Source organism: Vibrio sp. THAF190c (genome assembly GCF_009363355.1).
Lineage (GTDB): Bacteria > Pseudomonadota > Gammaproteobacteria > Enterobacterales > Vibrionaceae > Vibrio > Vibrio fortis_A.
On the sequence record NZ_CP045339.1, the window covers coordinates 75,450 to 99,741 of the forward strand.

Below are 24,292 nucleotides of genomic sequence, written 5' to 3' on the forward strand. Positions count from 1 at the left end.
GATAAACTCAGTGTACAACAACTCTTTCTGATGCTCATCTATACTCTATTCAATATGTTAGCCATTTCGAGGTGGGTATGAGGAGATTCGCGTATGGGATTGCAGTGATTGCTATATTCATCAACGACCCCGCGTTTTCAAAGTGCACCAAGAAAAACTGGAATGGTCTACTCAATCTTCAAATGCGCACGGAGCACCACTACAACCAATACTCAGCTGAGTTTAATCAGATTCTTTCCACGTATGACTCACAGTTACTATTTTCAAAACGGTATACAACACATCAGTTAGTGGAGTTGTGGGCTAAAGACGACCCTAACTTTACACAAAGGCTCAAACGCCACATGGCCAGTGCATATCAAGCTTCAAGTCTTTTATTAAAACAGGCACATTTATCAAAGATGGAGCTAGTATCAGCAAGAGAATTAACTGAGTCTTGGCAGTCGATGTATGATTCCTGCAAAAAACAAAATCGACCAAAGCAATCACACAACGCACAGTTGCATTTCAATAGCTCCAAATCGCTTACGCTTGATTTTGAAAACCTAGTTGATAAGACCCGAAAACTGGCCGAGAAGTACCATTCTGAAGCTGAGACACTAAACAACACACGTAAACAAGCCGCTCCATATTAAAATCATCTCCTGATGAATATTTAATCAAATCTATAAAGTTTTACACTATCAACAACTTGTAACGTTAGTTCTATCCATTTCAACAACATCGGTTAAAACAACATCGAAACCGAAATTTATCTGCGACACTCATCACAAAAAACATTTACAAACTCTCAAAAATTGCTATGATGGCCATTCATATAACTTAATAACAAGTAATATATTGGCTAGGTAATATGCAAAAATCGATGGCTTTAAACTGCTTGAGTAACACGGAATGGACTGCGGAGATAAGAGCTAAGCTTTTATCAGTAGTAAAACACATGGAAGAGTTCGGTTCAGTAAGTGAGCTAGAGCTATGCAAGATATTTGGCGAGACAATTTGGAATGACGGCGTTGATTACCATTCACATGCTTTCTCATTCAGAATTGACACGAAAACTGGAGATTGTTCAATTTCCAATTTCAAATATCACTAAAATTAGCGACTGATTTTGGATTCGGAGTACATTTATGTGCTCCGTTTTTCGTTTCTGGCCCCACACCTTTTCCACCAGCTCACACCTTTCGCTAACTGGTTTCAAACTTACCCCTTATAAATAGGTAACGGTGTATTGCCTTTAACCTGCCTAATTGCTAAGTGCGTATGGATATCTTTTACGTTTTCTAAACGCTGTAGTTTCCTAGTGAACGACTCGTACGCGTTTAGGTTTTCACTAACCACTTCCAATAAATAGTCATACGCTCCAGACACAACATGGCAACTGATCACCTCTTCCATCTCAACAATGGCATGTTCAAATTCATTGATCGATTTCTCTTGGTGATTGCTTAGGCTCACCTCCACAAACACACTCATTGCAATGCCAACATGACTTCGGGACAGGCTCACTCGATAGCTATCAATAATGCCATTCTGCTCTAGGCGCTTGATTCTTCTGGCACAAGGAGACGGAGACAACCCGACGAGATCCGCTAGCTCTGCAATGGTTAAGCGACCATCTCGCTGCAATAGTTCTAACAAGTGTTTATCGACACGATCCATCGCATTAACCCCCATATTGGTGTAAATCGTCAAATAATTACTAATAATTAACGATATCAGTTAAGTAATCATTAATTCAAAGTAAATATTGCCAATTTTCACCTTTCCACGTGCTTCATAATATGTCTATCAACCAAGGATAGGAAAATACAATGTTGCTCGGGTACACCTCAATTGCCGTCACTTTAATGATTTGGGCTAGTTTCTTTTTATCTTTAAAGGGAGGAGCCAACTCGGTATTAGCTCCCTCAGATATCGCATTGACTCGATTTCTCATCCCGTCACTCGTTCTTTTTCCTCTGGTATACAAAGCTCGCCACGCGATTGCATCAGTACCAAAAATCTACTTAATAGGTATGTTCATCGGTTGCGGACTGCCCTACTTACTGGTTACGAGTTCAGCGATGCAGTATGTGCCTGTTGCTCAAGGCAGTGCGCTCGTACCAGGGACGTTGCCACTGTTCGTTACCATGATCGCCGTGTTCTTTTTTAAGCAACCACTCAGCCATCATCGTATTATCGGCTTCGCGCTTGTGATCACTGGCATTGTTATCTTTTTGTTCACTGGCTTATCTATGCATGAAAAACACACCAGTGACTCATTAATTGGCTCTGAGACATTGGGCCAATTGCTATTTCTGTTTGCCAGTTTGATGTGGGCGATATTTACAATTTCAGCGCGAGTTGCGAATCTGAATGCCCTTGTCGTTGCGGGCTTGGTCAGTTTGATGTCGAGTATCCTATTAATAGCTTTAATCGTCGCAGGAGTGCTTCCTAGCTACCTATATCAACAATCGATGCCCCAATGGCCAGTCAACGAATTACTTACGCACAGTGCGATTCAGGGGGTGGGAGCTGGGATTATTGCGGCAGCTACTTACTTATATGCGGTACAGACACTTGGCGCTGAACGCTCTGCCGCTTTTGGTAGTTCAACGCCTGTTATCGCCACTCTATTGGCTATACCAATCTTCCACGAAGTACCAAGTGTAAGCAGTTGGGTCTCGCTAGCATTCATCTGCAGTGGCAGCCTACTCGCAAGTAACATCTTTCTTAAAAAGGATGCGTCACTCGATTACGAGCCACCAAAGCGCCACGCATAAAAGAAGATACAGTGATAATTCACTTTTTATCGTGCTGTTTCTCATTTACACTGGCGCACCTTTTTCTAAAGAGAGATTGTCATGCAACGCGATTACACACTTAACTGCCTGCTCACCATGCCACGTCATGAGCTTGAAGAGTTCAGTCTAAGAATGATCCATCGTCTGGTTCCAGAAGATGCGATGAATGAACTGTTTACTTTTGAGCAAGAAGAGGTGACCAGCGAAGAGCGCATGCAGTCAGCTAAATTTGACGCGATGCTGCGAATGACGGCGATCGCGTTAGGTGAAGTCAATTTGGCATTTTCTGAATCAGAGAACGCTCAGCAGAATATTGATCGTATGACTCGTCTTCTGCTTTGGCACTTCTATTCGATCTCATTCAATTTGGAAGAAGCGATCGCGATTGAGGTTCACTGTGAAAAAGTAGAATCTATTTTGAAAAATGCACCGAAAGATGCATTCGGTTGGGTGAAAGAGCTCACCGAACTTCTTCACTTCTACGCAAAAGTGAACGAGCAGAACGGCGAACAATAACACCTTGTTGGAGTGAGCCTGGCTCCCCTCTCTAAGACCCAAGGACGTTTGCAGAAGGCAGATAAAAACTTTGTTTAAAGGTATTATCTGCCTTTGTTGTTTCTAGAACACTGTGATGAAGCATTAAAATCGATTGTACAATGCGCGTCCCTATACCTAGCGAGCCTTTAGCAGCGAGGCTGTCGACCTCATTTTGAATGGTTACTCTTGTTCGCTTATCTTGCGTACCTTGCTCGACAACAATGCTTAACTCACCATCGTGTGGAGCGTGACGAATTGCATTCTCCATCAAATTAAACATCAATCGCTCGATCAATTTCTGTTCCCCGACGATCGATACAGCACTATCGATTCTCACATTGAGCTTAATATGTTTGGCATCGAGCTGATTCTTAAATGTTTCCTCACACAGTGTCAGTAAACGATTGAAATCAATCGTCCGGTATTCATAGGTCGGCAGCTCTTTCTCTTGTTTCGCCGTGTCTAGCAGCGAGTTAAGTTGCTCGAACAATTTGTTGCTATTTCGATACGCAACATCAATCAGTGGATCAGATTGTGGATTCTGTAGCTGCCACGTTTCTAAGTAACCTAACACGCTAGACAGTGGTGTTTTTAGATCATGACTTAATTGGATCAATGTTTGGCGACGTTGTGAGGATTGATATTCAAGGTGCAGAAACTGCTGCTGTATATGTTTGGCCATCAATTCGTAAGACCTCGCCACAGGCACTAATTCAGGCACCTGCTTGGTGAAATCAGGCTCTAACCTAAAGTCATGCTCAGCTTGCTGCTGCAATTTGTCTGTCACTTCCTCAATCGGGTTAAGCAAGCTTCGTTTTACCAGCATGTAAGCGCCGACCGAAAAACCTAAAATCGATATCAATACCAAAGCTGCGAGTGCAATGTACGAGGAATCGACTTGGGCATCAGCAATCACAGCGTGGCGATTACTACCAATCAACACATATAGATAGCCCACCGTTGAGCCTAACTCTTGAATAGCTGCAACGGAGAACACTTTAGGGTCTGTCGGCGTACGAGGGTCTTCCCCTAAGATTGGATATGCTTCGTTGGCGAGAAAACGTTGGATGGGTTCTAAATCAACATACTCCATCATCTCTGTGCCTTCAGGAGCCGCATGAGTGGTGATCTTGCCTTGAGCATCGAGAAAGTAGATCTCAAAGTCTGGGCCAATCAACATTAAGGTATGGAAAATGCTCTTAAGCGCGACAGGGTTATAGTCAGTCCCGACCATAAGAGGATTGTCATCACGCATATGGCGCGCCAAGTCCTTGTGCAAGCTCTGCTTGGTTCTCTGCTCGATCGTCTGTTTTTGCCAATGATATGTAAAACCAATTGCCACACTCGCCAGCAAAAACCAAATACTAGTGAATGCCATCAATCGAGACTTGAAGCTCATAACTCAACCTCCATCTGCCCTATCCAATTTTCGCTTAAATGAATCAATGCTTAGCATGAAACTTATATCCAACACCCCACACCGTCTGGATATAGTTTTGTTCTCCGTCTTGAGTAACCAACTTACTGCGCAGACGATTTACGGTGCTACACACAGTGTGATGGTATCCGGCATGGTGAGTGTTCCAAACATGGTCTAGAAGCTGATCTTTGCTATACACGCGTCCAGGCTTGGTTGCTAAAAATGACAACAAGGAGAACTCCATAGCCGTCAAAGAGACCTCTCTTCCATCTAACACGACTTGGTGAAGCTCAGTATCAATAACCAGTGGGCCAAAAGACATCGTATGTTCTTGCTGAGAGGTTGGTTGAGCTGGAAGGTCTTCGTGACTGATTCTTCGGAGCACATTGCGTACTCGAGCTTGAAACTCTAGGACACTAAACGGCTTAGTAATATAGTCATCTAATCCGGCTTCTAACCCTGAGACTTTGTCCATCTCACTATCACGAGCGGTCAGCATCAGCATTGGCGTCCAATCTTTCTCTTTTCTCACAGAGCGACAAAACTCCACGCCATCTCCATCGGGTAGACCGCGATCAAGCACGACTAGATCAAAATCGTTTTCGTGATAGGCGGACATCGCCTCTCCAATACTGGCGACTCTGCACACTTCTTGCCCCTGAAAGCGCAAGTGCATGGTCACTAATTCGGCGAGATCGTTATCATCTTCAACTAGTAGTATCTGCGCTGTCATTTTGTTTGCTGTCGATTCCATAATTCAACCATGTTCCAGTAGCGTCCATTTCTATTCGACCGGAACATGGAAAGAATTATTTCATTCAATTGGCTAATATCTACTCTATTCGAGTAATAGACAGACGAGCACCGGGGTTCAAGAAACGATGCGATGCGCTCAACGTCGATGCTGTTAAACCATCATCTTGGCTTATCACACCAGAGTGAAATGAAACTGCATCTGTATCATCGCGAGCAGCATTAAACCCTTCACCGCCACCTGCTGGTCCAGGAATTGTCGCTGCGGTTTCGCTGTTTGCCTCAGTACCTGAATCCCACACATCCATATTCATGGTAAAGGTCTCACCGACAGACAAGGTTTTGATATTGATACCAGATTCACCGATAAACGCGTCATTGGTATTCACTAGCATAGAGGCTAATGAGAGATACTTAGCTTGTTTATAGTTAAGGGTCAATGTGACGGTGTCACCCTCCCCCGGTAGAATCAAGCCATTACCTGACACACCTTGGTAAACATTACTATCACTGTTCATCAGATCAATTAGCTGAGAGTTACTTCCGCCTTCCGCTAAATATTCGAGTTCAGTTGACGCGCTTGACCCAATAGCAAACAGCTCAAAGTTACCATTGTGGCTTAATACAGCTAGCGGCGACATTGGTTGACTTGGCGTCAAATTCGTTACTGTCACGTTGTAGCGATAATAGTGATCATTGTCATCGCTTGGACAACCTGCGAGCACCCCCACAGAAGCAGCAATGGCTAAAATACGTAATTTCATAACTGCCCCCTATTTCACTTCAATTGTGATCGTCGCAACCGGGTTTAACCAACGATGGCTGCTGTTATCGAGATCACTTATCCCACCAGTCGCGTTGTCATCACCAATGTTACCTGGATGAATATGGACTTTATTGTTTGACACCGCAGTCTCTACACCCGTACCGCCACTACCGAATGTAATGAATGGAGGGTTTGGCATGCTTCCGGCAAGTTCATCATTCGCTTCTGTACCAGCATCATAGCCATTGAGTGAAACTTTGTAAGTACCAGCTTGCTCTGGAATTTTCCAACTATCTAAACCAACAAAGCCATCGTTGGTTGGTAGGAGCATTGCACTTAAAGATAGATACTTCAGATCACCAGTATCAATAGTTAGTGACGTTGTTACTCCCGGGTTTAGGATACCGCTAGCTGGGTTTTCCGATACAACACCACCAGCGTTGGTAATAACACTCGACAGGCCTGAAATATCGCCACCTTCAGCCATAGCTTCCAATTCAGCACTGGCCGTTTCACCAGTTCTAAACATGAATAAACTTGAGTCATGAGCAGCGACTAGAATCGGTGTGAAGTAGATACCTTTCGTCGCATTGGTAATAGAGATATCCAACTCAGCCGCGTTAAGTGTTGAAACCGACATAGACAATGCCAGCGCAGAAAATGTGAGTCCGAAAACTTTTTGCTTGTTCATAATGATTCCATCCTAGTTTCACTCATTGAGCGAGTTATGCCTTTATCAAAAATGGTCGTCGACCAAGGTGTTGATAAATAGGATGGCAATGAGATCTATCAGCGACTTCATTCAATTCTCATAAAAGTCTCACAAGTTTCTTGGTTTTCTCTCACTAAGGATTTAACGTCTGAACAAAAATCCAAAAAAAGGCCCAGTGGGTGAACACTGGGCCTTGATTGTTCTGATTTGCTGAGGGCGTGTTGATCTTTCGAGCTGGTTTTTGCAGCGAGTTGCTGGGTATTTATACAAGGCAGAGGCTTTGATGTGTAGCTAGCCTACATGAGAAGCCGATAACGCAGTAGAAATGACCAGCAAACGCTGCCCGAAGGGTTCGGCTAAAAGCGTTTTACTCTTTGTTGAGGGAGATTTGCTTAGAATGACTAGGCTACTTCTCCCTCGCCGCGATTATAACGCTTTTATCTCGAACAAAATTCAACCACGAAAGGTCAACACGCCCTTGACATTCTACTGAATGTTTAAAGCAGTATGAGGTTATAGGTAGTTCGCATCTACTAGTTCGCTCACTTCAACTTTGCTCACCTCTGCACGAGCTTCAAGCCATTGTGCTACTTGCAACTGCTCTGCTTCTGTTACTGAACGGTAGCGCTCCGTTGCGCACACAAAACCTTCAAACAGCTCAAGGCCACCGCCACCAAAGCACAAACCGATACCATCGATAAAATCAATGAACTCATCGATGAATACATCGTACTGGTCAAAATCAGTAATCGATGTTGTGCAGCTCACTTCAAAACCCAAAATGGCGAATTCACCTAGGTATAGCTTTTTACGTAGACGACGGTTCTTGTTTTCGATTTTATCTAATTTCATAGCGTTCTCTCTTAATTGTGTCGCCCATTTCTCATGGGGATATAAGCATTTATACACAGTTGCCCATCAATTCCAAAGAGATTTATAAGGCATTGAGCCCAAAAGCGTAAGAATCGTGCTACAGCAACAAAACCTTAATATAATTTATAAAAATATGTCACTTACTTCCATCAGGATTAGCCTCGTATTGAAACTATTACTCTAATAACCATCTCAACCTCAATAGGAAGTAAGTTCATGAGCAAGGAAACATTCGATAGCCGTCGCTTTAATAATAGTGATAACAAACCCTTTGAAGAAGTGCTAGAAGCGAACCTATCTCGTCGCAGCATTCTTAAAGGTGGTTTAGGTATCAGTGCAATGACGGCATTTGGTGCTTTCGGCTTAGCAGGTCATAGTGCACCGGCTGCAGCGGCATCTCACGCATCATCAGCAAAGAGCAGCGCACAGCTTGCTTTTGAATCTATAAAAGGGTCTCTGACCGACAGTGTCGTTGTACCTAAAGGTTACGTTGCACAGGTGCTTGTACCATGGGGAACACCATTAAACGCGCAAGGTAATGCATGGCGTGAAGATGGTAAAAACACTGGCGACGACCAAGCAAACGCACTCGGCATGCACCACGATGGCATGCACTTCTTCCCGCTAGACGGCAACAACAATGATGGCCTACTGGTTATCAACCACGAATACATCGACCAGAAAGCACTGCACCCTAATGGCCCAACATACCAAGATGGCGCTCGCACCAGCATTGATGAAGTGCGTAAAGAGATCAACGCACATGGTGTGAGTGTCGTTCGCGTTAAGCTAGATGGCAATCAGTGGGTTATGGTCGACAACGATCCACTAAACCGCCGCTACACAGGTGCGACAACAATGGATCTTTCTGGTCCTGTTGCTCACACAGAGTTGGTAAAGACCAAATACTCCCCTGACGGCAGCCAAGCTCGAGGAACACTAAATAACTGTGGTAATGGCTACACTCCTTGGGGCACATATCTAACATGTGAGGAAAACTGGCCAGGCTACTTTGTTAACAAAGGCAAGTCGACCACAGCGCAAGAGCGTATCGGTATTGCAACAGATAAAACACGTTACGGCTGGGATACACTAGCTGGCAGTGCTGAAGAGCGACTAGACGAGTTCGCACGCTTTGATGTAACTCCTAATGGCAAGTCAGCAAAAGATGACTATCGTAATGAGGCACATGGGCACGGCTACATTGTTGAAATCGACCCATATACTGCTAATTCACGTGCGAAGAAGCGTACTGCACTAGGTTGTTTCCGTCACGAAGGCTGTACGTTTGGCAAAATGACCGAAGGTCAGCCAGTTGTATTCTACTCTGGTCATGATTCTCGCTTCGAATATCTTTACAAGTTCGTTTCTGACGCGAAGTGGGATCCAAAAGATGCGAAGCCAGAAAACCGGCTAGTTGCTGGCGACAAATACATGGACAAAGGCACACTCTATGTGGCTCGATTCAATGAAGATGGCACTGGCTCTTGGCTTCCACTAACACTAGACAGCATGGCTGCAAAAGGTGGCAAACTGTCTGACACATTCAACTCTCAAGCTGAGCTGATTGTAAATACTGCTGGCGCTGCTGACCTTGTTGGTGCAACTCCGATGGATCGCCCTGAATGGTGTGCAGTTGACCCAATGACTGGCACGGCTTACCTAACGCTAACCAACAACACTAAGCGTAAAGAAGCGAACTCAGCAAACCCACGCATTAACAACAAGTTTGGCCATGTGATCCGTTGGGATGAAGGCAAAACAGCTGATGCGTTCCAATGGGACATTTTTGTGTTCGGTTCACCAGCTGTTTCGGATCCAAAGATCAACCGCTCTGGTCTCAACGATATCAACCAATTCGCTAGCCCAGATGGCTTAGCTTTTGATGGCCGTGGCATTCTTTGGATTCAAACGGATAACGGTGCCGATGAAGTGACTCAGTACACCAACGATCAAATGTTGGCTGTCGTTCCGTCTCAGCTAACAGATGACAATGGTGACCATGCTGTTATCAGTGCGGAAAACCAAAACCAGTTGAAGCGTTTCTTTGTTGGTCCAAATGGCTGTGAAGTAACAGGCTTTACCATTAGCCCTGATTACAAGTCACTGTTTGTGAACATTCAGCACCCGGCAAACTGGCCAATGTCCGATGATGCAACCGCTGAGACAAAAGGCAAGGTTCGCCCAAGAGCTGCAACTGTGGTTATCCGTCGTGAAGATGGTGGTGAAATCGCGGTTTAGATACATGATAAAGGCGAAGATCAGTAACCTTAGTGTTGTCTAGCTAACGAAAACCAAAAGAGCGATAAGGCCAAATACCCTATCGCTCTTTTTATATTCTATTCAATCTAAGGTTTAAGTAAGAGTCCGAGCTTTCACATTACTATTGCTCGTCATCCTCGAGAAGGAGGAACGACTGAGTCGGGGATCTCTACCCGTTCTCGTCAATCAAAATTAACTCACAAACAACCATACACCAACACCCATCATCAAGGTGCCAGCAATACGGTTCATCAAACGAACATTGTCTGCTTGTCCTAATAAGTGCTTCAGACTCTTACCTCCCGTCGCATATAACGTCATACACACAAACTCCGATACCAAGATAATAGAAACTAAGATAGAGAGCTGAGGCACTAACGCCTTAGAGCTATTGATAAACGGTGGCAACAGAGAAATCATGAACGCCCAACCTTTGGGATTCGCGATGGCCGTAACGAAGCCCTGAACCACCAGGTCCCAATCGTTACCAGTTGCTTGGTTTTGATTATCAGTGCTGATCGCCAGTTTACCCTTCGAACGCCACATTTGAACGCCAAGGTAAAACAGATACGCTGCCCCAACGAACTTAAAGCCAGTAAACAACCAAGGGTAATTAAGCATGATCGAAGCAATACCCAGTACCGCTGCCACCGATACAACTCCCACGCCAACCAGTTCGCCAGCCATCATCCATAGAGTACGACGATAACCAATACTCATACCGAGCGTAAGCGCTAAGGTCATACACATCCCGGGAGTAATTGAGACAAAGAAAAATGTGGGGATGAAAGCCAAAAGTAGCGCGCTATCCATATTGTTACCTTATTGCTTTATTGTTGTGTAAAACTGACTGTTCTCGATTTAAAAACAGCATGTTGAAAGTGGTGGCTATTGAGTGCATCGGAGCGGCATAAGCTGAGTAAGCGTTTATATACGCTGGGCTCATTTATAAATGAAGCCACTATTGAAACGTAAAAGAGCCACATCACTGTGGCTCTTTTCTATCACTAACTCTAGCTTACTTGCGACGGTTCTTGATGCGCTTCATCATTGCTAGACGACGCTCAGCATTCGCTTGGTCTGGCTTTTCTTCGTTCGCATTGTTCTTGCGACCTTGGCGGTTCTTATAAGCCGATTTGGTGTTTAGCTTCTCAATATAAGCATCGCGCTTTTTAGGCTCGTAACCAGGTTGCTCTACGCGACGAATGCGTTGTTGAATCAATTTCTCTACTTGTACAACCGTCAGCTCTTCTTCACGGTTAACAAAAGAAACAGCGTGACCTTGTTTGCCTGCACGACCCGTACGACCAATTCGGTGAACATAGTCTTCTGCAAGGAATGGCATGTCGTAATTGATTACGTGTGGTAAGTCTTCGATATCCAGACCACGAGCCGCAACGTCTGTTGCTACCATCACACGAGCTTTGCCTTCTTTGAACTCATCCAGCGCACGACGACGAGCACTCTGCGCTTTATCACCGTGACACAACACAGCTTTGATACCGTCAAGCTTAAGCTCTTTAACGACTTCGTTTGCTGTCTCTTTGTAGTTCACAAACACAAGCACTTGGCGCCAGTTTTTACGGCCAATCAGCTCAGAAAGCAATTCCGTTTTACGCTCTTGGTCTACAGGGTAAACCACGTGACCAACTGTTGCTGCCGTTGAGTTTTCACGTTCTACGCTAATGCGCTTTGGCTTACGCAGAATATCAACTGAAAGCTGGTTTAACTGAGTTGATGTTGTCGCTGAGAACATCATGATTTGAGGTGATGTTTCAACATCCATCATGATCTTACGTACCGCATTGATGAAGCCCATATCGAGAATACGGTCTGCCTCATCAAAAACTAGGAACTCAAGATTAGAGATAGAGACATTACCCTCTTCTAGGTGCTCTTCTAGACGACCCGGAGTTGCTACAAGAATGTCCACACCCAGATCTAACTGGCGAACCTGTGATGACATCTTGTTACCGCCATAAACCGCCGCTACGCTCAGCTCTGTGTACTTAACGTAATCTTTGATGTTCTGTGCGATTTGAGCAACCAGTTCACGTGTTGGCGCAAGGATCAAAGCGCGAGCTGTACCGCGTGATGCTTTGTTGCCGCTGTTCAACAAATGCTGAATGACAGGTAATGAAAACGCAGCTGTTTTGCCCGTACCCGTTTGTGCCGTAGCAAAAATATCATGGCCTTTACGCGCCATTGGGATCGCTTTTTGTTGAATAGGTGTGAGTTTTTCATAACCACACTCAGTCAGCGCTTTTACGAGTTCAGGAGCAAAACCTTGAGAGGAAAATGACATTGTTACGAGTTCCTTAAGCAGACAGCCTACATTTTTATATCAGCCGAGCACTATAAAGTAATTAGAGTGATTTATCTCACATTTATCGTGATATAACGCAAATTTTATCACTCTAATTGACACTTATTGGGCTTGAAGTCCAACAAGTGCCATCTTTTACTACTTCAGGCCACAAAGTTTGAGCAATACCTGTTCAAGGTCTGCCCACGGCATGAGTTGCGAATCAATCACTTCAAGGCGAGATTCAAAGCCATCTAAGCTGATTTCATTAACCGACACCACTTGGTTAGCCACGTTAAATGCGAAACAGCCTTGATCTGTATTGACTACCGCTTTTACCCTTTCAGCTTGCAGTGCCGAAAGCATAGAAAACAGCTGGTCGAAATCAAATTTGTGCTCAGCACCAAACAACCAACCGCAGCTAAAGTAGCCCTGCCCTTTGTTCTCTTTGCGAATGAAATCTTCACCCGGTGGAAGTTCAAACTGAGGCTCTTGTTCAGCATGTTCATGATGATGTGCTTCAATTCCAAACGATGCACCACCTCGAACACGCTCAATGTCTAACACTTCAAGCGGCACTTCGCCATCATGGATCAGTTTATGGAATACCTTAGCCGGAGATTGATTCGTTACCCAGTCATTGAAGGTATCGATATCTTCAGAGTGAACAAGATCCACCTTAGTACCAATAATCACATCTGCACTATCCAACTGGTCGTTAAAGTTTTGATTTGATGTGTACTTTTCATCTGAAAGATAGCGCGGGTCAACCAAACCTAATGTCGCCTTGAGATCAACATAAGGTGTGTATTGCTCAGAGGTTAATGTAGCAATAACTTGTTTAGGGTGCCCTAGGCCAGTAGGCTCAATTAGGAGACGATCTGGCTTTTGACGAAGTAATGCATTAATTCCAACAGACATAGGAACACCTGCCGTACAACACATACATCCACCAGGGACCTCTTTGATCAACGCACCCTGATCAGTCATCAGTGCGCCATCGATACCGATTTCGCCAAATTCGTTAACCAATACCGCCCAGTTTTCGTTCTTTGGTTTGTTCTTCAGCAAGTTTAAAATCGCGGTCGTTTTACCCACCCCGAGAAAGCCAGTAATAATATTGGTAGGAACTCTGTTCGTCATAGTCCATTCTCCTTTTTTTAGGAGTATATACCGAATATCAAAGGTTTGTCCGCATCGGATTTATGACGACTGGAAAGGAATAAAAGTAGATTTAGGGCAGCGTATTGCAAGAATTTCAAATCTGGATGAAATGAAGTTGGTTGGAGGTCAAAATTTATGCTATCCCAAACAGACTAAAGGCGCACTTTGGTAGCGCGCCTTACCCTCGTTACTCAATCGTGAGTTCGCGAATCAGGAAGTCTTGTCATCGACCTGAACATTTAACGAGGAACTAGAAAATTTCTTTTTTTGAATCCATCCAAATTGTGTGTAAAACCTCACTTCTCCTTGCGGTTCGTTATGTTGCTTTACAATTTAACTATGGTTCATTTTTGCAGTAATTCAAGTTGCCACTATAGATTCGACCAAAATTGTGACGACGATTCCACAGTATTGGCTATAGTTCTTATTTATGTCGCACGCTACTTTCATAAATGGAATTCAACTTTGCATCTTTGTTGCTATTGGATAAGTAACGGAGGCGTATAATTTACGACAATCCCACCGCACCAACTCAGGAACCCAGTTTCAATGACCAACAGAGAGAAAATAAAGCAATCCTTTTTAGCAAAAATGCCAAGGGATGCTATCAACCAATTTCTCTCCAGAGACAAAACCCCGGTATCTGTTTTAATCCTCTCTTGTATCGTCGGTATCCTTGCAGGTTTCGTTGGTACCTATTTTGAAGTTGCGGTTCATTTCATCACAGAAACTCGTACCGACTGGCTAAAAGATGAAATTGGCAGCTATCTACCGCTTTGGCTAGCCGCATTTCTTATTAGTGCAGCCTTTGCATTCATCGGCTATTTTCTTGTCCACCGTTTTGCACCCGAAGCCGCAGGATCAGGTATTCCTGAAATTGAAGGTGCGATGGACGGCATGCGTCCTGTTCGTTGGTGGCGAGTGCTTCCAGTCAAGTTCTTCGGTGGTATGGGCGCTCTCGGTTCAGGCATGGTGTTAGGTCGTGAAGGACCAACGGTACAAATGGGTGGCAGCATCGGTCGCATGGTCACTGATATCTTTCGTGTAAAAGATGACGACAGTCGCCACTCTTTGCTCGCTTCTGGTGCCGCCGGCGGATTAGCCGCTGCATTCAATGCACCTTTAGCTGGGATCATGTTCGTTGTTGAAGAGATGCGACCGCAGTTTCGTTACTCACTCATTTCTATCAAGGCCGTGATCATTTCTGCGGTTTCAGCCAACATCGTGTTTCGCTCTATCAACGGTCAGTCGGCTGTTATTACCATGCCCCAATATCAACCACCTGAGCTAAATGCGTTGTGGCTATTCCTTTTACTAGGCGTGCTGTTCGGGATTTTTGGCGTAATTTTCAATAAGCTGATCACCCTTTCACAAGACATGTTTGTCGCAATACACAAAAACGACCGCAGACGTTACTTAATGACGGGTACTCTGCTTGGCGGTTGCTTTGGCTTATTGCTTCTCTATATTCCAGAGCTAACTGGCGGTGGTATTGGTATTATCCCTAATGTCACCCATGGTGATTACAGTACCAACGTGCTGTTACTTATCTTCTTGGGACGTGTGCTTACCACCCTACTCTGTTTCGGCTCTGGTGCACCGGGCGGTATCTTTGCCCCGATGCTTGCACTTGGCACACTCTTTGGTTACGCATTTGGACTTATCGCTTCGGCCCTCTTTCCTGAACTCAACATCGATCCGGGCATGTTTGCGATTGCAGGTATGGGGGCACTATTTGCAGCAACTGTACGCGCCCCGATAACAGGGATTTTATTGGTTATCGAAATGACCAATAACTACTATCTGATATTACCGTTGATCATCACTTGCCTAGGCGCCGTAATCATTGCTCAGGTGTTGGGCGGCCAGCCAATTTACAGCCAACTACTGAACCGCACATTAAAAAATGAAAAATTAAGACAACAAGATCTTCCGCAACAAGAGGAAGTACGTTAGTAACAAAAGACTCATGAAACAAAAGCACACATTCAACGTGCTTAGTGTCCCGATTTCGCATCAAAATCAAAAAAGCAAACGTTAATCTTGATATCATCCACTCAAAATTAGTTGAGCACCCTTAACATCTATTGAGAGCACAACTACACGCTCTAACTAGAGCAATAAGTCTAATGTTTAATATGTAACTTAAGGTGGAACAAGTCGTTGAACTGGAGAAGATTAACCCAAGTAAAAAATGTGCCGCCGTCTCAGGCGTCGTTAGCACTTGGCGTTATTGGGCTAGGACAAGCATGGGCTCTATATATTCCGGGGATTGGTGAAATCGTTCGTCCCTACCTCGCTTCAGTTGGCGCACTACTGTTAGTCCCTGTTTTACTTCGTTATCTCACAAGTTTTAATACCTTCATCAACGACATTCGCCACCCGTTAAGTGGGAGCTTGATGGCCCCTATGAGCATGGCGCTGTTGATCTTGTGTGACTACTTAGCCGAGATATCACCGATCATCGCCTACCCTATCTGGTTCTGTGCCCTGTTGCTTCACTTTACGATGATGGTGCTGTTTTTTAGTTTCCAGATCATCAACTTTAAAATGTCGAACATTGTTCCCAGCTGGTTCTTATATCCAGTAGGTTTGATCAGTAGCTCATTAGCGGGTACACAATTTGGGCACACAGTATTTTCAGAAACACTCGCAGCGACCTGTATCGGTATCTACTTCTTCTTACTTCCAGTAGTGCTGTATCGTTTGGTGTTTGAGGGGAACTTGCCTCGTAGAGCAAGACCTACACTGGCAATCATGGCAGCGCCGGTGAACTTGTCACTAGCGGCTTACCTAGTTAATTTCGACCACCCAGATCCAATTCTTACAGGCGCTTTAGCGGGTATCGCCATTACCATGACGCTGCTAATCTACCTGTGTTACATCCGCTTGATGAGATTGAAGTTTCAGCCTTCCATCGCGGCGGTAACCTTTCCATCTGTGATCAGTGCGATAGCGATGCATCGATTAACAACCTTTTTCGGAGCCGAATATCCACAGTGGTACTGGTTACATAAATTTGGTTTCTTCGAACTCACCATTGCAACCATTTTAGTCATTTGGGTTGCAGGGGGTTACGTAAAAATGTACTGGCCAGAATTGTTCAATCCCAGGCAACTCATGAAAAAAGCGAAATAAGCCATTGTATTGCGGGATAATCACGTCTCGAACTTACGACCATCGTTTTTTAAGTAACTAATAAGAAAAGACTAGAAGCGCTAAGAGAGAAGAGAGTGGCACATCCATGTGCCTAAGTGTATGTGTTGTGTTTGTTGTTCAAATGATAATTGATTCTAATCGACAGCTAGCATTTCAGGTGGATGCTAGTAAATGCGTTGGTTTTTATCGTTTTTTCAATTTTTGCTTTGTGATTAACCGTGCGCTGAAATGGGTGCTTACGTGGAAAAGATAAGTAGTACCCTTGATACAAATTGGAGCCGTATGCCTTCGCCAATTCCAGCTGCTCAATACACTCAATGCCCTCATAAATCAGCATCGTATTTTTTAATCCGCAAATCACTTTCAGCTCTTCTAATTCTTCCGTTAACCCAACCTGGCTCGCCACCAGCAGTTCTCGGCTTACTTTGATATAATCCGGACTGATCGCTGCAACCCTTGAGAAACCGGACCACCCCGTACCAAAGTCATCAACCGCAAGTGACACACCCTGAGAGCGGATTTTGTTAATACCATCGTAAAAGTTAGTGATCTCATCGATTGGGCAATAATCCTCAACTATCTCAACTACGATCTGCTCTAGTTTGATACCTGTTGTCAGAATATGCTTAACGCAATCATTGATTAAACTGTCTTGTTTAGACAAAGCTCTAAAGAAACATGGGCTAAAGTTTAGAAACAATTTGGTTTCTTCGTTGTAAATCTCTGACTCTATGAAGCCTCGAATGTGCATTACATTGATTGCAAATTTAACTTTAAACTCGAGGTCGTCATCCAACTTCTCTAGAAAATTAAACAACTTTTTAGGACTGACACCCTCACCATTTTTCGTTGCTCGACAAAGAGCTTCGTAGCCGTGAATTACCCCCTCTTCGGTTTTAATTTCTTGGTAAACGCTCTGTATTTTGTATCCCAGTATCTGTATTTCAAGAACCTGTTCATCTTGGTTATAAGTGATCATTTTCTGTCTCATTTTTACTTATTTGCAAGCAAATTTACTAATTTTAATTCGAACCACTTATTGAGTTGTTTTGAATGAATATGTGTCCAATATTCATTTTATGTGGCAAAAACAGTATACGGCAGCCAAAAAGGTGCAACTAGTGACACATAGGGAGGATTGGATTAGCGTCACAAAGGATACATCTCTTACATAAACTTACGCAGATCAATTGATTTACCGAATTGATTAGCTAATCAGGCAAACCTGTATTTACTAAAACTTTATTTGAAGAAATAAAAAATAGAAAAGGACACAACTTACGCAAAATTAGAGTTAAAACTCTATAAATTGCGCAATATATCGGCAGTTACATGCGCTTACATATAGAGTATTGTAAAGCACACCAATAGAAGAGTTGATCTTTTGAGGCTTTACTTAGACCGCACCCTCAAATTAACAATATGATATATAAGGGTATTTTTGACCAAAATATGATTGCTTTGCTCTTCTGATCGATATCATTATATGGAATAGAGCTCACCTGAAACTCAAACAAGTCCGCTTTATGAAGTTCGCTTGATGTACTGTTATCGTTCTAATGGCTGAATTCACAATAGATCTACAGTAGCGACTGCCTAATCCGCCACTTCACGACCAAAAAAGGCCCCACAAACGTGAGGCCTCGTAACGATAAGTTAGGATTCAATCTAAAACTGAGAGTGAGGTCCAAACACTTCGTAGTGTACTCGAGAGCGATCGATGTTCAGCGCATCCAGCTGTTCAACGATATTCTTCATAAAGCCAACTGGGCCACAGATGTAAAAATCGCTGTCTTCGAAGCCTGCAGCTTCGCTCACTTGAGATAAGTTCATCTGGCCTTCCAACACGTTTTCGCAGTCCGTTGAAGGCTTGTTCATGTACCACGTTTTTGCTGACCAACCTTTATCAGCAACAATGTCAGACACACGTTGGGTAAATGAATGCTGCTCTACTTTTTCACATGCGTGAAGGTACAGAACTGGCTCGTTTTTCTGCTGCTTGCTTAAGTACTCCAGCATAGATTGCATTGGAGTAACACCCACACCTGCAGAGATCAATGTTACTGGCTTTTGACGCTCTTGATAAAAGAAGTCGCCCGCTGGTGCGTAAAGCTTCACTTCATCGCCCACCTCTACAGAGTTATGTAGGTGATTTGAAACGAGACCTGAGAACTGACCGCCCTCACCTTCACGTTTAACCGAAATACGGTAAGTTTCACCGTTTGGTGTATCTGAAAGCGAGTACTGACGAATTTCATTATTCGACGCACCTTCAGGTTTCACTTCAATACCGATGTATTGACCCGGAACATAATCCAATACTGGACCATTGTCTTTAGGCTTGAATACAAAGCTCTTAACCAGATCAGATTCTACAATCTTTTGCTCTACCACAAAGGTTCTCGCGGCTTCCCAACCACCAACAGCCTGTTTACGCTGTAGGTAAAGCTCACCTTCACGATCAATGAAAATTTGAGCAAGGAAAAGGTACGCAGCCGTCCACGCCTCTTCAACTTCTGGTGTAAATGCTTCAGTAGCTAACTCACGTAATGTTTCAATGAGATGGTGGCCAACAATTTGGTAATGTTCTGGTTGGATATTAAAGCTGGTGTGTTTTTGAGCGATGCGTTCAACAGCACCTTGAAGCGCCGCTAAATTTTCAATGTTCTTTGCGTAAGCAGCAATAGCCTCAAACAGAGCAACACCTTGGCGTCCAGTTTGTTGATGAGTCATATTGAAAATGTCTTTCAACTCTGGATTGTAAGAAAACATACGTTGATAAAAGTGTGTTGTTAACGCTGGGCCAGCACTCTCAAGTAGTGGGATCGTAGACTTGATCATATCGATATGTACATTGTTAAGCATGAATTTACTCCGAACACTGAGCCTTGTGACATGTGTGTCACTTTGACTACCTTTAAAAAATAAGAATGACTGTTCGACTTTCTGAGATCTAAGTTATTTTGACTTGTTTTTATTTCAAAAAATCACAAAAACCAATTAATAAACATCGATTGATTGAGATCAAAAATACATCAATAAATCATTGGTATAATTAGTCTTCGATGTCTCTTTTGCACATTCAGTGCCAACTTTCCCAGCTCCCGTCATCACTAGCTTTCGAGCAAAAACACACTTTATAAAAATGTCAAAAAGACCTTTTATTTGAGTCATTAAGACTCTATCATGTACATAAACCCACGCAGTTAGAGTGAATCATGCAAGATATCTCCGCATCAACCCTTATGGAAATGACCATCGGCCTTGCCAGTGGTGTTAACGACCAAGACCGCTTCAATCGCCTTATTGACGCGATTCGTAAGACGATTACCTGTGACTGTGTGGCGTTATTGAGTCTCCAAGGTGACACGCTGGTACCTATTGCTATGCAAGGTCTCAGTCGAGACACATTCGGACGCCGCTTCATCATTTCAGAGCATCCACGCTTCGATGCAATTTGTGCTTCTAAGACTCCTGTTCGCTTCGATTCTGATAGCACGCTGCCTGACCCTTTCGACGGTCTGCTGATCGACCATGACGGCGACCTTCCAATGCACGCTTGTATGGGGCTGCCACTGCTCTTTGGCGACAAACTGCTTGGCGTTCTAACCTTAGATAGTCTTACGCCAGATGTTTTCGCTAACATTCCCGCTCGCAACTTAGAGGTGTTGGCAGCCATCGCCGCTTCAACCATGCAGATGGCCCTCACCTTCTCTCAACTAGAGAGCCAAGCTAAACAGTCAAAGCAACTGTTAGAAGAGCTTAATGAAGAAGCTTGGGAACGCGAAGGCGGAGAGCTCATTGGTAAAAGCGATACCATGATGGCTCTGAAAAACGACATCGCTGTCGTTGCTCCTTCTGAGTTTAATATCCTCATCCATGGTGAAACTGGTGTTGGTAAAGAACTGGTTGCTCGAACGTTACATCATCAGTCTGCACGTAAACGCAAACCCTTGGTCTACGTAAACTGCGCAGCTATACCTGAAAATTTAGTTGAAAGTGAACTGTTCGGCCATGTACGTGGCGCATTTACTGGTGCTGACAAAAACCGCTCTGGTAAATTTGCTCTGGCAGATGGCGGCACACTGTTCTTAGATGAGATTGGCGAACTGCCTCTAGCCGCGCAAAGTAAACTGTTGCGTGCGCTACAAAACAATGAGATTCAACCTGTCGGCCAAGACAACATTCAAACCATTGATGTTCGTGTACTTGCTGCAACTAACCGTGATTTAAAACAAGAAGTCGAAGATGGCAACTTTAGAGCGGACTTGTATCACCGACTGAGTGTTTACCCTATCGCTGTGCCAGCGCTTCGTGAACGCGGGGATGACACCAGCCTGCTAGCGGGATTCTTCTTAGAGCAAGCTCGACGCAAATTGGGTATTAATCAGATCAAATTCCGCTCTGATGTGTTGGTATTCCTGAATCGTTATAACTGGCCAGGTAACGTGCGTGAGCTTGAACACGTAATCAGCCGTTCGGCACTCAAAGCATTAGCAAGAAGCACCAACAAACGTTTAGTAACCATCACTAAAGAAGATTGTGGGCCGCTGGATCAAGAGCTCGCGCTCAATTCACCCGCTTCCAATACACAAGGTCAAGGCTCAATGGCAGCGCCTGAAATTGACCTATCGGAAGGTTTGCGCGGTGCAACAGAAGATTTCCAAAGAACCATCATTACTGATGTTCTCGAACAAGCGAACTTCAACTGGGCTCAGGCCGGTAGAACATTAAAAACCGACAGGGCTAACTTAACTCGCCTTGCTAAGCGATTAGGTCTTAATGTCGCCAAGTCGCACAGTATTGAACGGACGAAATAGAGTTTCACAATTGTTACGAGCATCTTTCTAGACTTGTGTATATAATGCTGCGAATTGTAATCCTAATTGTGAAAATATAGAGATAATTATGAAGTTTATCCGTTGGTTCCTAGGCCGCATCATTCTGCTACTTAACTTTGTATTTACGCCGCGTGGCGTTAAGCGCTCAGCTGAAGATCAATCTAAAGTTGATGAACAAGCAAAGAGCTATGCTCTGTATCAATTCGAAGCTTGTCCGTTCTGTGTAAAAGTGCGTCGAGCAATGAAGCGTCAATCTGTAAAAATTGAGCTGCGTGATGCGAAAAACAACGATCAACATCGCGCTGAACTTGAAGCTGGTGGTGGTCGAGTGAAAGTACCATGCCTTCGCATTGAGAAAGACGGCAAAACGGAATGGATGTACGAGTCTTCAGACATCGTTGCATACCTAGAAAAGAACTTCGCTTAACTCTTTCTCCGCGTAGCAGTCGTTCTCTAAGTCACATGTGCTCTCCAGGTAACAGCTGCTCTTGAAAGCCCGAATCAAAAAATCCCTCGTCGCTGAGGGATTTTTTATATCTGTGTGTAGGTGGTGGTAGCTGGGCTATTTAGCAACGATCAGCATCAACTCTACTCGGCGATTACACGCTTTGCCCTGAGAAGACGTGTTGGTACATGCTGGAACATATTCACCGAAGCCACGCGTATAGATAGATTGACTCGATACGTAATTGCGCTCCAATCTCGCTTTCACCTCTTTCGCTCGCTGCTCTGAGAGAGGATCGTTAATTTGGTCGTTACCCGTGTTATCGGTATGCCCTTCAATGACGATATCGATGTCCGAACGCTGTGAAAGGTAGCTACCTAACGTATCTAACCAGTGATCATTCACAGGAGCCGGAATTGCCGAACCGGTTTTAAAGTTCACGTGATGGTTCAATTTCACCATTACGTGATTACCCGGTAGCACTTCGTAATCAATGCGATTTTGTCTGAGGAAGACTTCAAGCGGGTCATCGGTAGAAATGCCTACGCCGTAATTGGTGGTGATGGTTTTCTGTGAAGAGTTTTGTGCTTGACGGTAATTGGTCACAACACGTGTCTCTTGTACAACGCCCCACTCTGGGTACATCACATCGTAGTCAGTTTGTGGTGCGGTCTCCAACATGTTACCGCCCAACATTGCCATTGAGTCGGTTGCTTCACATCCTACCAACGCCAAACTGCAAATCAGTGCTAAATACTTCATTAATTCATCCACCACGTAAACGTATTACTTCTACCAAACACTATATCGGCGGCTTTGCTATAACTTTAGCCCAAACTTACGATCCATTTGAACAAGACGTAAGTAAGCCACTGGAGTAATACGCGTTCACCGCCATGTGTAGTGCTCCAAGCAAAAAGTGTTATAGATCACAGTTAACAGTGAATTGGCTGCTCACTGCTCAACACATCGACCTGTTTGCATTTAATTACTTTATAATTGTTTTCCTATTCCCACTAAATCGTTAGAATTCACCGACTTTTTAACGCTAGAGTAAATTATATGTTCAAGCCATTTACCCAATTATTTGTTGCTCTTATCGCCGCAGTAACCCTAGCTGGTTGTAGTGAAAGCAATGAGCCGCAAGCCGGCGTTCAATACGAAGCGCTTCCTGTTGCGCTAACTGAATACGACCTATCTCCAGTGACAGAAATCTTTTCGCTTAACTGTGGCCACTGCCGCACAATGGAGAGCGCGATTCCTGAGATCGAATCATTGACTAATCAGAAGATTGGTAAGGTACATGTTACCTTTAATGAAAGCGCTCAAATCAGCGCAATGATCTTTTACACTGCTGTAATGCAGTTGAATGACACGCCAGACCATGCCTTCATGGAAGACCTATTTGCCGCTGTACAGATGGGTGGCGACGCAACACCAGAAGCTCGCCAGCAAGCTCTGGAAACGGCGTTTACTTCTCGCGGTTTAGTAAGCCCATACCAACTAGAAAAAGAGCAACAAGTTGCGCTGTTTGAGTACGTGCAAAAAGCCGAAGAGATCTCTGTGAAGGGTCAGATCAACTCAGTACCGACCTTCATCGTTAACGGTAAATACCAAGTACTGACTGCAGGTCATCAAGATCTGGAAGGTATCGGCAAAACCATCAACTTCCTTTTGACTCAGCCTTAATGGTTGATTTTCAACAACAGAATATTTTTATAAATAGGTTTCAATATGTCTAAATTTGTCATTCCAATTATTGTATTCATCATGGCTGGTTTCATGATTTACCGTACTTGGACTAACCACAAAGCTGGTTCTGAAAACTTCGAACAAGGCCAACAATTCCTTATCGAAAATGGTAAAAAAGCGGGCGTTGTGACGACAGAGAGCGGCCTGCAGTACCTAGTACTTGAAGAAGGCACTGGTACAGAACACCCAACGAAAAACAGCCAAGTTACTGTTCATTACCACGGCACCCTGATCGACGGTACGGTTTTCGATAGTTCAGTAGAACGTGGTGAGCCGATTACATTTGCACTTAAGCAGGTGATCAAGGGCTGGCAGGAAGGTCTGACCTACATGGTTGAGGGCCAAAAAGTGCGCCTTTTTATTCCTAGCACACTTGGCTACGGTAAAGGCGGTACAGGTCCAATCCCACCTTCAGCAACTCTGATCTTCGACGTAGAGCTACTGTCAATCAAGTAACCTACCAACGAAACAGTGACAGCCCTGCCAGATGACGCAGGGCTTTTTTATGCCAGTCAGT

23 protein-coding genes are annotated in these 24,292 nt (G+C 44.1%); 11 read left to right on the plus strand and 12 right to left on the minus strand.

Annotated features, from left to right (window positions below; all coding sequences use genetic code 11):
• Positions 1–104: 104 nt before the first annotated feature.
• Both FIV04_RS15395 and FIV04_RS15400 read left to right on the plus strand, forming a co-directional pair.
• Complete coding sequence (locus tag FIV04_RS15395) at positions 105–635, plus strand: hypothetical protein (protein WP_152469615.1); 531 nt, start codon at positions 105–107, stop codon at positions 633–635.
• Positions 636–853: 218 nt separating this feature from the next.
• Positions 854–1,096 carry a hypothetical protein gene (locus FIV04_RS15400; protein WP_084181908.1) on the plus strand — a complete coding sequence of 81 codons (243 nt, stop codon included), beginning with the start codon at positions 854–856 and terminating at the stop codon, positions 1,094–1,096.
• 107 nt (positions 1,097–1,203) lie between these two features.
• Here the strand turns inward: FIV04_RS15400 and FIV04_RS15405 are convergent, their stop codons facing one another.
• Positions 1,204–1,662: an Lrp/AsnC family transcriptional regulator gene (locus FIV04_RS15405; protein ID WP_152469616.1), complete on the minus strand. Its 459-nt coding sequence runs from the start codon at positions 1,660–1,662 to the stop codon at positions 1,204–1,206.
• 152 nt (positions 1,663–1,814) lie between these two features.
• On the opposite strand from FIV04_RS15405, the gene FIV04_RS15410 reads away from it, so the two are divergent.
• Positions 1,815–2,765, plus strand: a complete 951-nt coding sequence (locus FIV04_RS15410; RefSeq protein ID WP_152469617.1) for a DMT family transporter — start codon at positions 1,815–1,817, stop codon at positions 2,763–2,765.
• Between the two features lie 81 nt (positions 2,766–2,846).
• On the plus strand, positions 2,847–3,302 hold the full coding sequence (locus tag FIV04_RS15415; RefSeq protein ID WP_152469618.1) for an exoribonuclease R: 456 nt from the start codon (positions 2,847–2,849) through the stop codon (positions 3,300–3,302).
• Between the two features lie 31 nt (positions 3,303–3,333).
• Here FIV04_RS15415 and FIV04_RS15420 read toward each other — a convergent pair whose 3' ends face one another.
• From FIV04_RS15420 to FIV04_RS15445, 5 genes are all read right to left on the minus strand, one after another.
• Positions 3,334–4,722, minus strand: coding sequence for a HAMP domain-containing sensor histidine kinase (locus tag FIV04_RS15420; protein WP_152469619.1), 1,389 nt, complete (start codon positions 4,720–4,722; stop codon positions 3,334–3,336).
• Between the two features lie 43 nt (positions 4,723–4,765).
• Positions 4,766–5,497: a response regulator transcription factor gene (locus FIV04_RS15425; protein WP_152469620.1), complete on the minus strand. Its 732-nt coding sequence runs from the start codon at positions 5,495–5,497 to the stop codon at positions 4,766–4,768.
• 79 nt (positions 5,498–5,576) lie between these two features.
• Positions 5,577–6,260, minus strand: coding sequence for a spondin domain-containing protein (locus tag FIV04_RS15430; RefSeq protein ID WP_150869683.1), 684 nt, complete (start codon positions 6,258–6,260; stop codon positions 5,577–5,579).
• A gap of 9 nt (positions 6,261–6,269) precedes the next feature.
• A complete protein-coding gene (locus tag FIV04_RS15435; protein ID WP_253895565.1) occupies positions 6,270–6,902 on the minus strand; it encodes a spondin domain-containing protein in 633 nt (210 codons plus the stop codon).
• A 585-nt stretch (positions 6,903–7,487) separates the two neighbouring features.
• The gene (locus FIV04_RS15445) at positions 7,488–7,826 is read right to left on the minus strand and encodes a YggL family protein (protein WP_032552676.1); all 339 of its coding nucleotides are present in this window, start codon (positions 7,824–7,826) and stop codon (positions 7,488–7,490) included.
• A 237-nt stretch (positions 7,827–8,063) separates the two neighbouring features.
• On the opposite strand from FIV04_RS15445, the gene FIV04_RS15450 reads away from it, so the two are divergent.
• Positions 8,064–10,088 carry a PhoX family phosphatase gene (locus FIV04_RS15450; RefSeq protein WP_152469622.1) on the plus strand — a complete coding sequence of 675 codons (2,025 nt, stop codon included), beginning with the start codon at positions 8,064–8,066 and terminating at the stop codon, positions 10,086–10,088.
• A gap of 213 nt (positions 10,089–10,301) precedes the next feature.
• Here the strand turns inward: FIV04_RS15450 and FIV04_RS15455 are convergent, their stop codons facing one another.
• The 3 genes from FIV04_RS15455 to FIV04_RS15465 all read right to left on the minus strand — a co-directional run bounded on the left by FIV04_RS15455 (position 10,302) and on the right by FIV04_RS15465 (position 13,557).
• Complete coding sequence (locus tag FIV04_RS15455) at positions 10,302–10,922, minus strand: LysE family translocator (protein WP_150869687.1); 621 nt, start codon at positions 10,920–10,922, stop codon at positions 10,302–10,304.
• A 205-nt stretch (positions 10,923–11,127) separates the two neighbouring features.
• The gene (locus FIV04_RS15460) at positions 11,128–12,414 is read right to left on the minus strand and encodes a DEAD/DEAH box helicase (RefSeq protein ID WP_150869688.1); all 1,287 of its coding nucleotides are present in this window, start codon (positions 12,412–12,414) and stop codon (positions 11,128–11,130) included.
• Positions 12,415–12,573: 159 nt separating this feature from the next.
• Positions 12,574–13,557: a GTP-binding protein gene (locus FIV04_RS15465; protein ID WP_152469623.1), complete on the minus strand. Its 984-nt coding sequence runs from the start codon at positions 13,555–13,557 to the stop codon at positions 12,574–12,576.
• A gap of 570 nt (positions 13,558–14,127) precedes the next feature.
• On the opposite strand from FIV04_RS15465, the gene clcA reads away from it, so the two are divergent.
• On the plus strand, positions 14,128–15,534 hold the full coding sequence (gene clcA / locus FIV04_RS15470; protein ID WP_152469624.1) for a H(+)/Cl(-) exchange transporter ClcA: 1,407 nt from the start codon (positions 14,128–14,130) through the stop codon (positions 15,532–15,534).
• A gap of 240 nt (positions 15,535–15,774) precedes the next feature.
• Positions 15,775–16,716, plus strand: a complete 942-nt coding sequence (locus FIV04_RS15475) for a TDT family transporter (protein ID WP_152469625.1) — start codon at positions 15,775–15,777, stop codon at positions 16,714–16,716.
• A gap of 166 nt (positions 16,717–16,882) precedes the next feature.
• Here the strand turns inward: FIV04_RS15475 and FIV04_RS15480 are convergent, their stop codons facing one another.
• Together FIV04_RS15480 and hmpA are read right to left on the minus strand one after the other, a co-directional pair.
• Positions 16,883–17,716, minus strand: coding sequence for an EAL domain-containing protein (locus FIV04_RS15480; protein ID WP_152469626.1), 834 nt, complete (start codon positions 17,714–17,716; stop codon positions 16,883–16,885).
• 689 nt (positions 17,717–18,405) lie between these two features.
• Positions 18,406–19,602: an NO-inducible flavohemoprotein gene (hmpA, locus tag FIV04_RS15485; protein WP_152469627.1), complete on the minus strand. Its 1,197-nt coding sequence runs from the start codon at positions 19,600–19,602 to the stop codon at positions 18,406–18,408.
• Positions 19,603–19,955: 353 nt separating this feature from the next.
• Here hmpA and norR point away from each other — a divergent pair, with 353 nt between their 5' ends.
• Both norR and FIV04_RS15495 read left to right on the plus strand, forming a co-directional pair.
• Entirely contained in the window at positions 19,956–21,557 is a 1,602-nt protein-coding gene (norR, locus tag FIV04_RS15490; RefSeq protein ID WP_032552685.1) for a nitric oxide reductase transcriptional regulator NorR, read from the plus strand.
• 88 nt (positions 21,558–21,645) lie between these two features.
• On the plus strand, positions 21,646–22,005 hold the full coding sequence (locus FIV04_RS15495; protein ID WP_032552686.1) for a glutaredoxin: 360 nt from the start codon (positions 21,646–21,648) through the stop codon (positions 22,003–22,005).
• Between the two features lie 135 nt (positions 22,006–22,140).
• Here FIV04_RS15495 and FIV04_RS15500 read toward each other — a convergent pair whose 3' ends face one another.
• On the minus strand, positions 22,141–22,785 hold the full coding sequence (locus FIV04_RS15500; protein ID WP_150869692.1) for an OmpA family protein: 645 nt from the start codon (positions 22,783–22,785) through the stop codon (positions 22,141–22,143).
• Between the two features lie 300 nt (positions 22,786–23,085).
• Between FIV04_RS15500 and FIV04_RS15505 the strand changes: the two genes are divergently transcribed.
• A complete protein-coding gene (locus FIV04_RS15505; RefSeq protein WP_150869693.1) occupies positions 23,086–23,712 on the plus strand; it encodes a thiol:disulfide interchange protein DsbA/DsbL in 627 nt (208 codons plus the stop codon).
• Between the two features lie 45 nt (positions 23,713–23,757).
• Positions 23,758–24,231, plus strand: coding sequence for an FKBP-type peptidyl-prolyl cis-trans isomerase (locus FIV04_RS15510; protein ID WP_032552689.1), 474 nt, complete (start codon positions 23,758–23,760; stop codon positions 24,229–24,231).
• Positions 24,232–24,292: the final 61 nt, after the last annotated feature.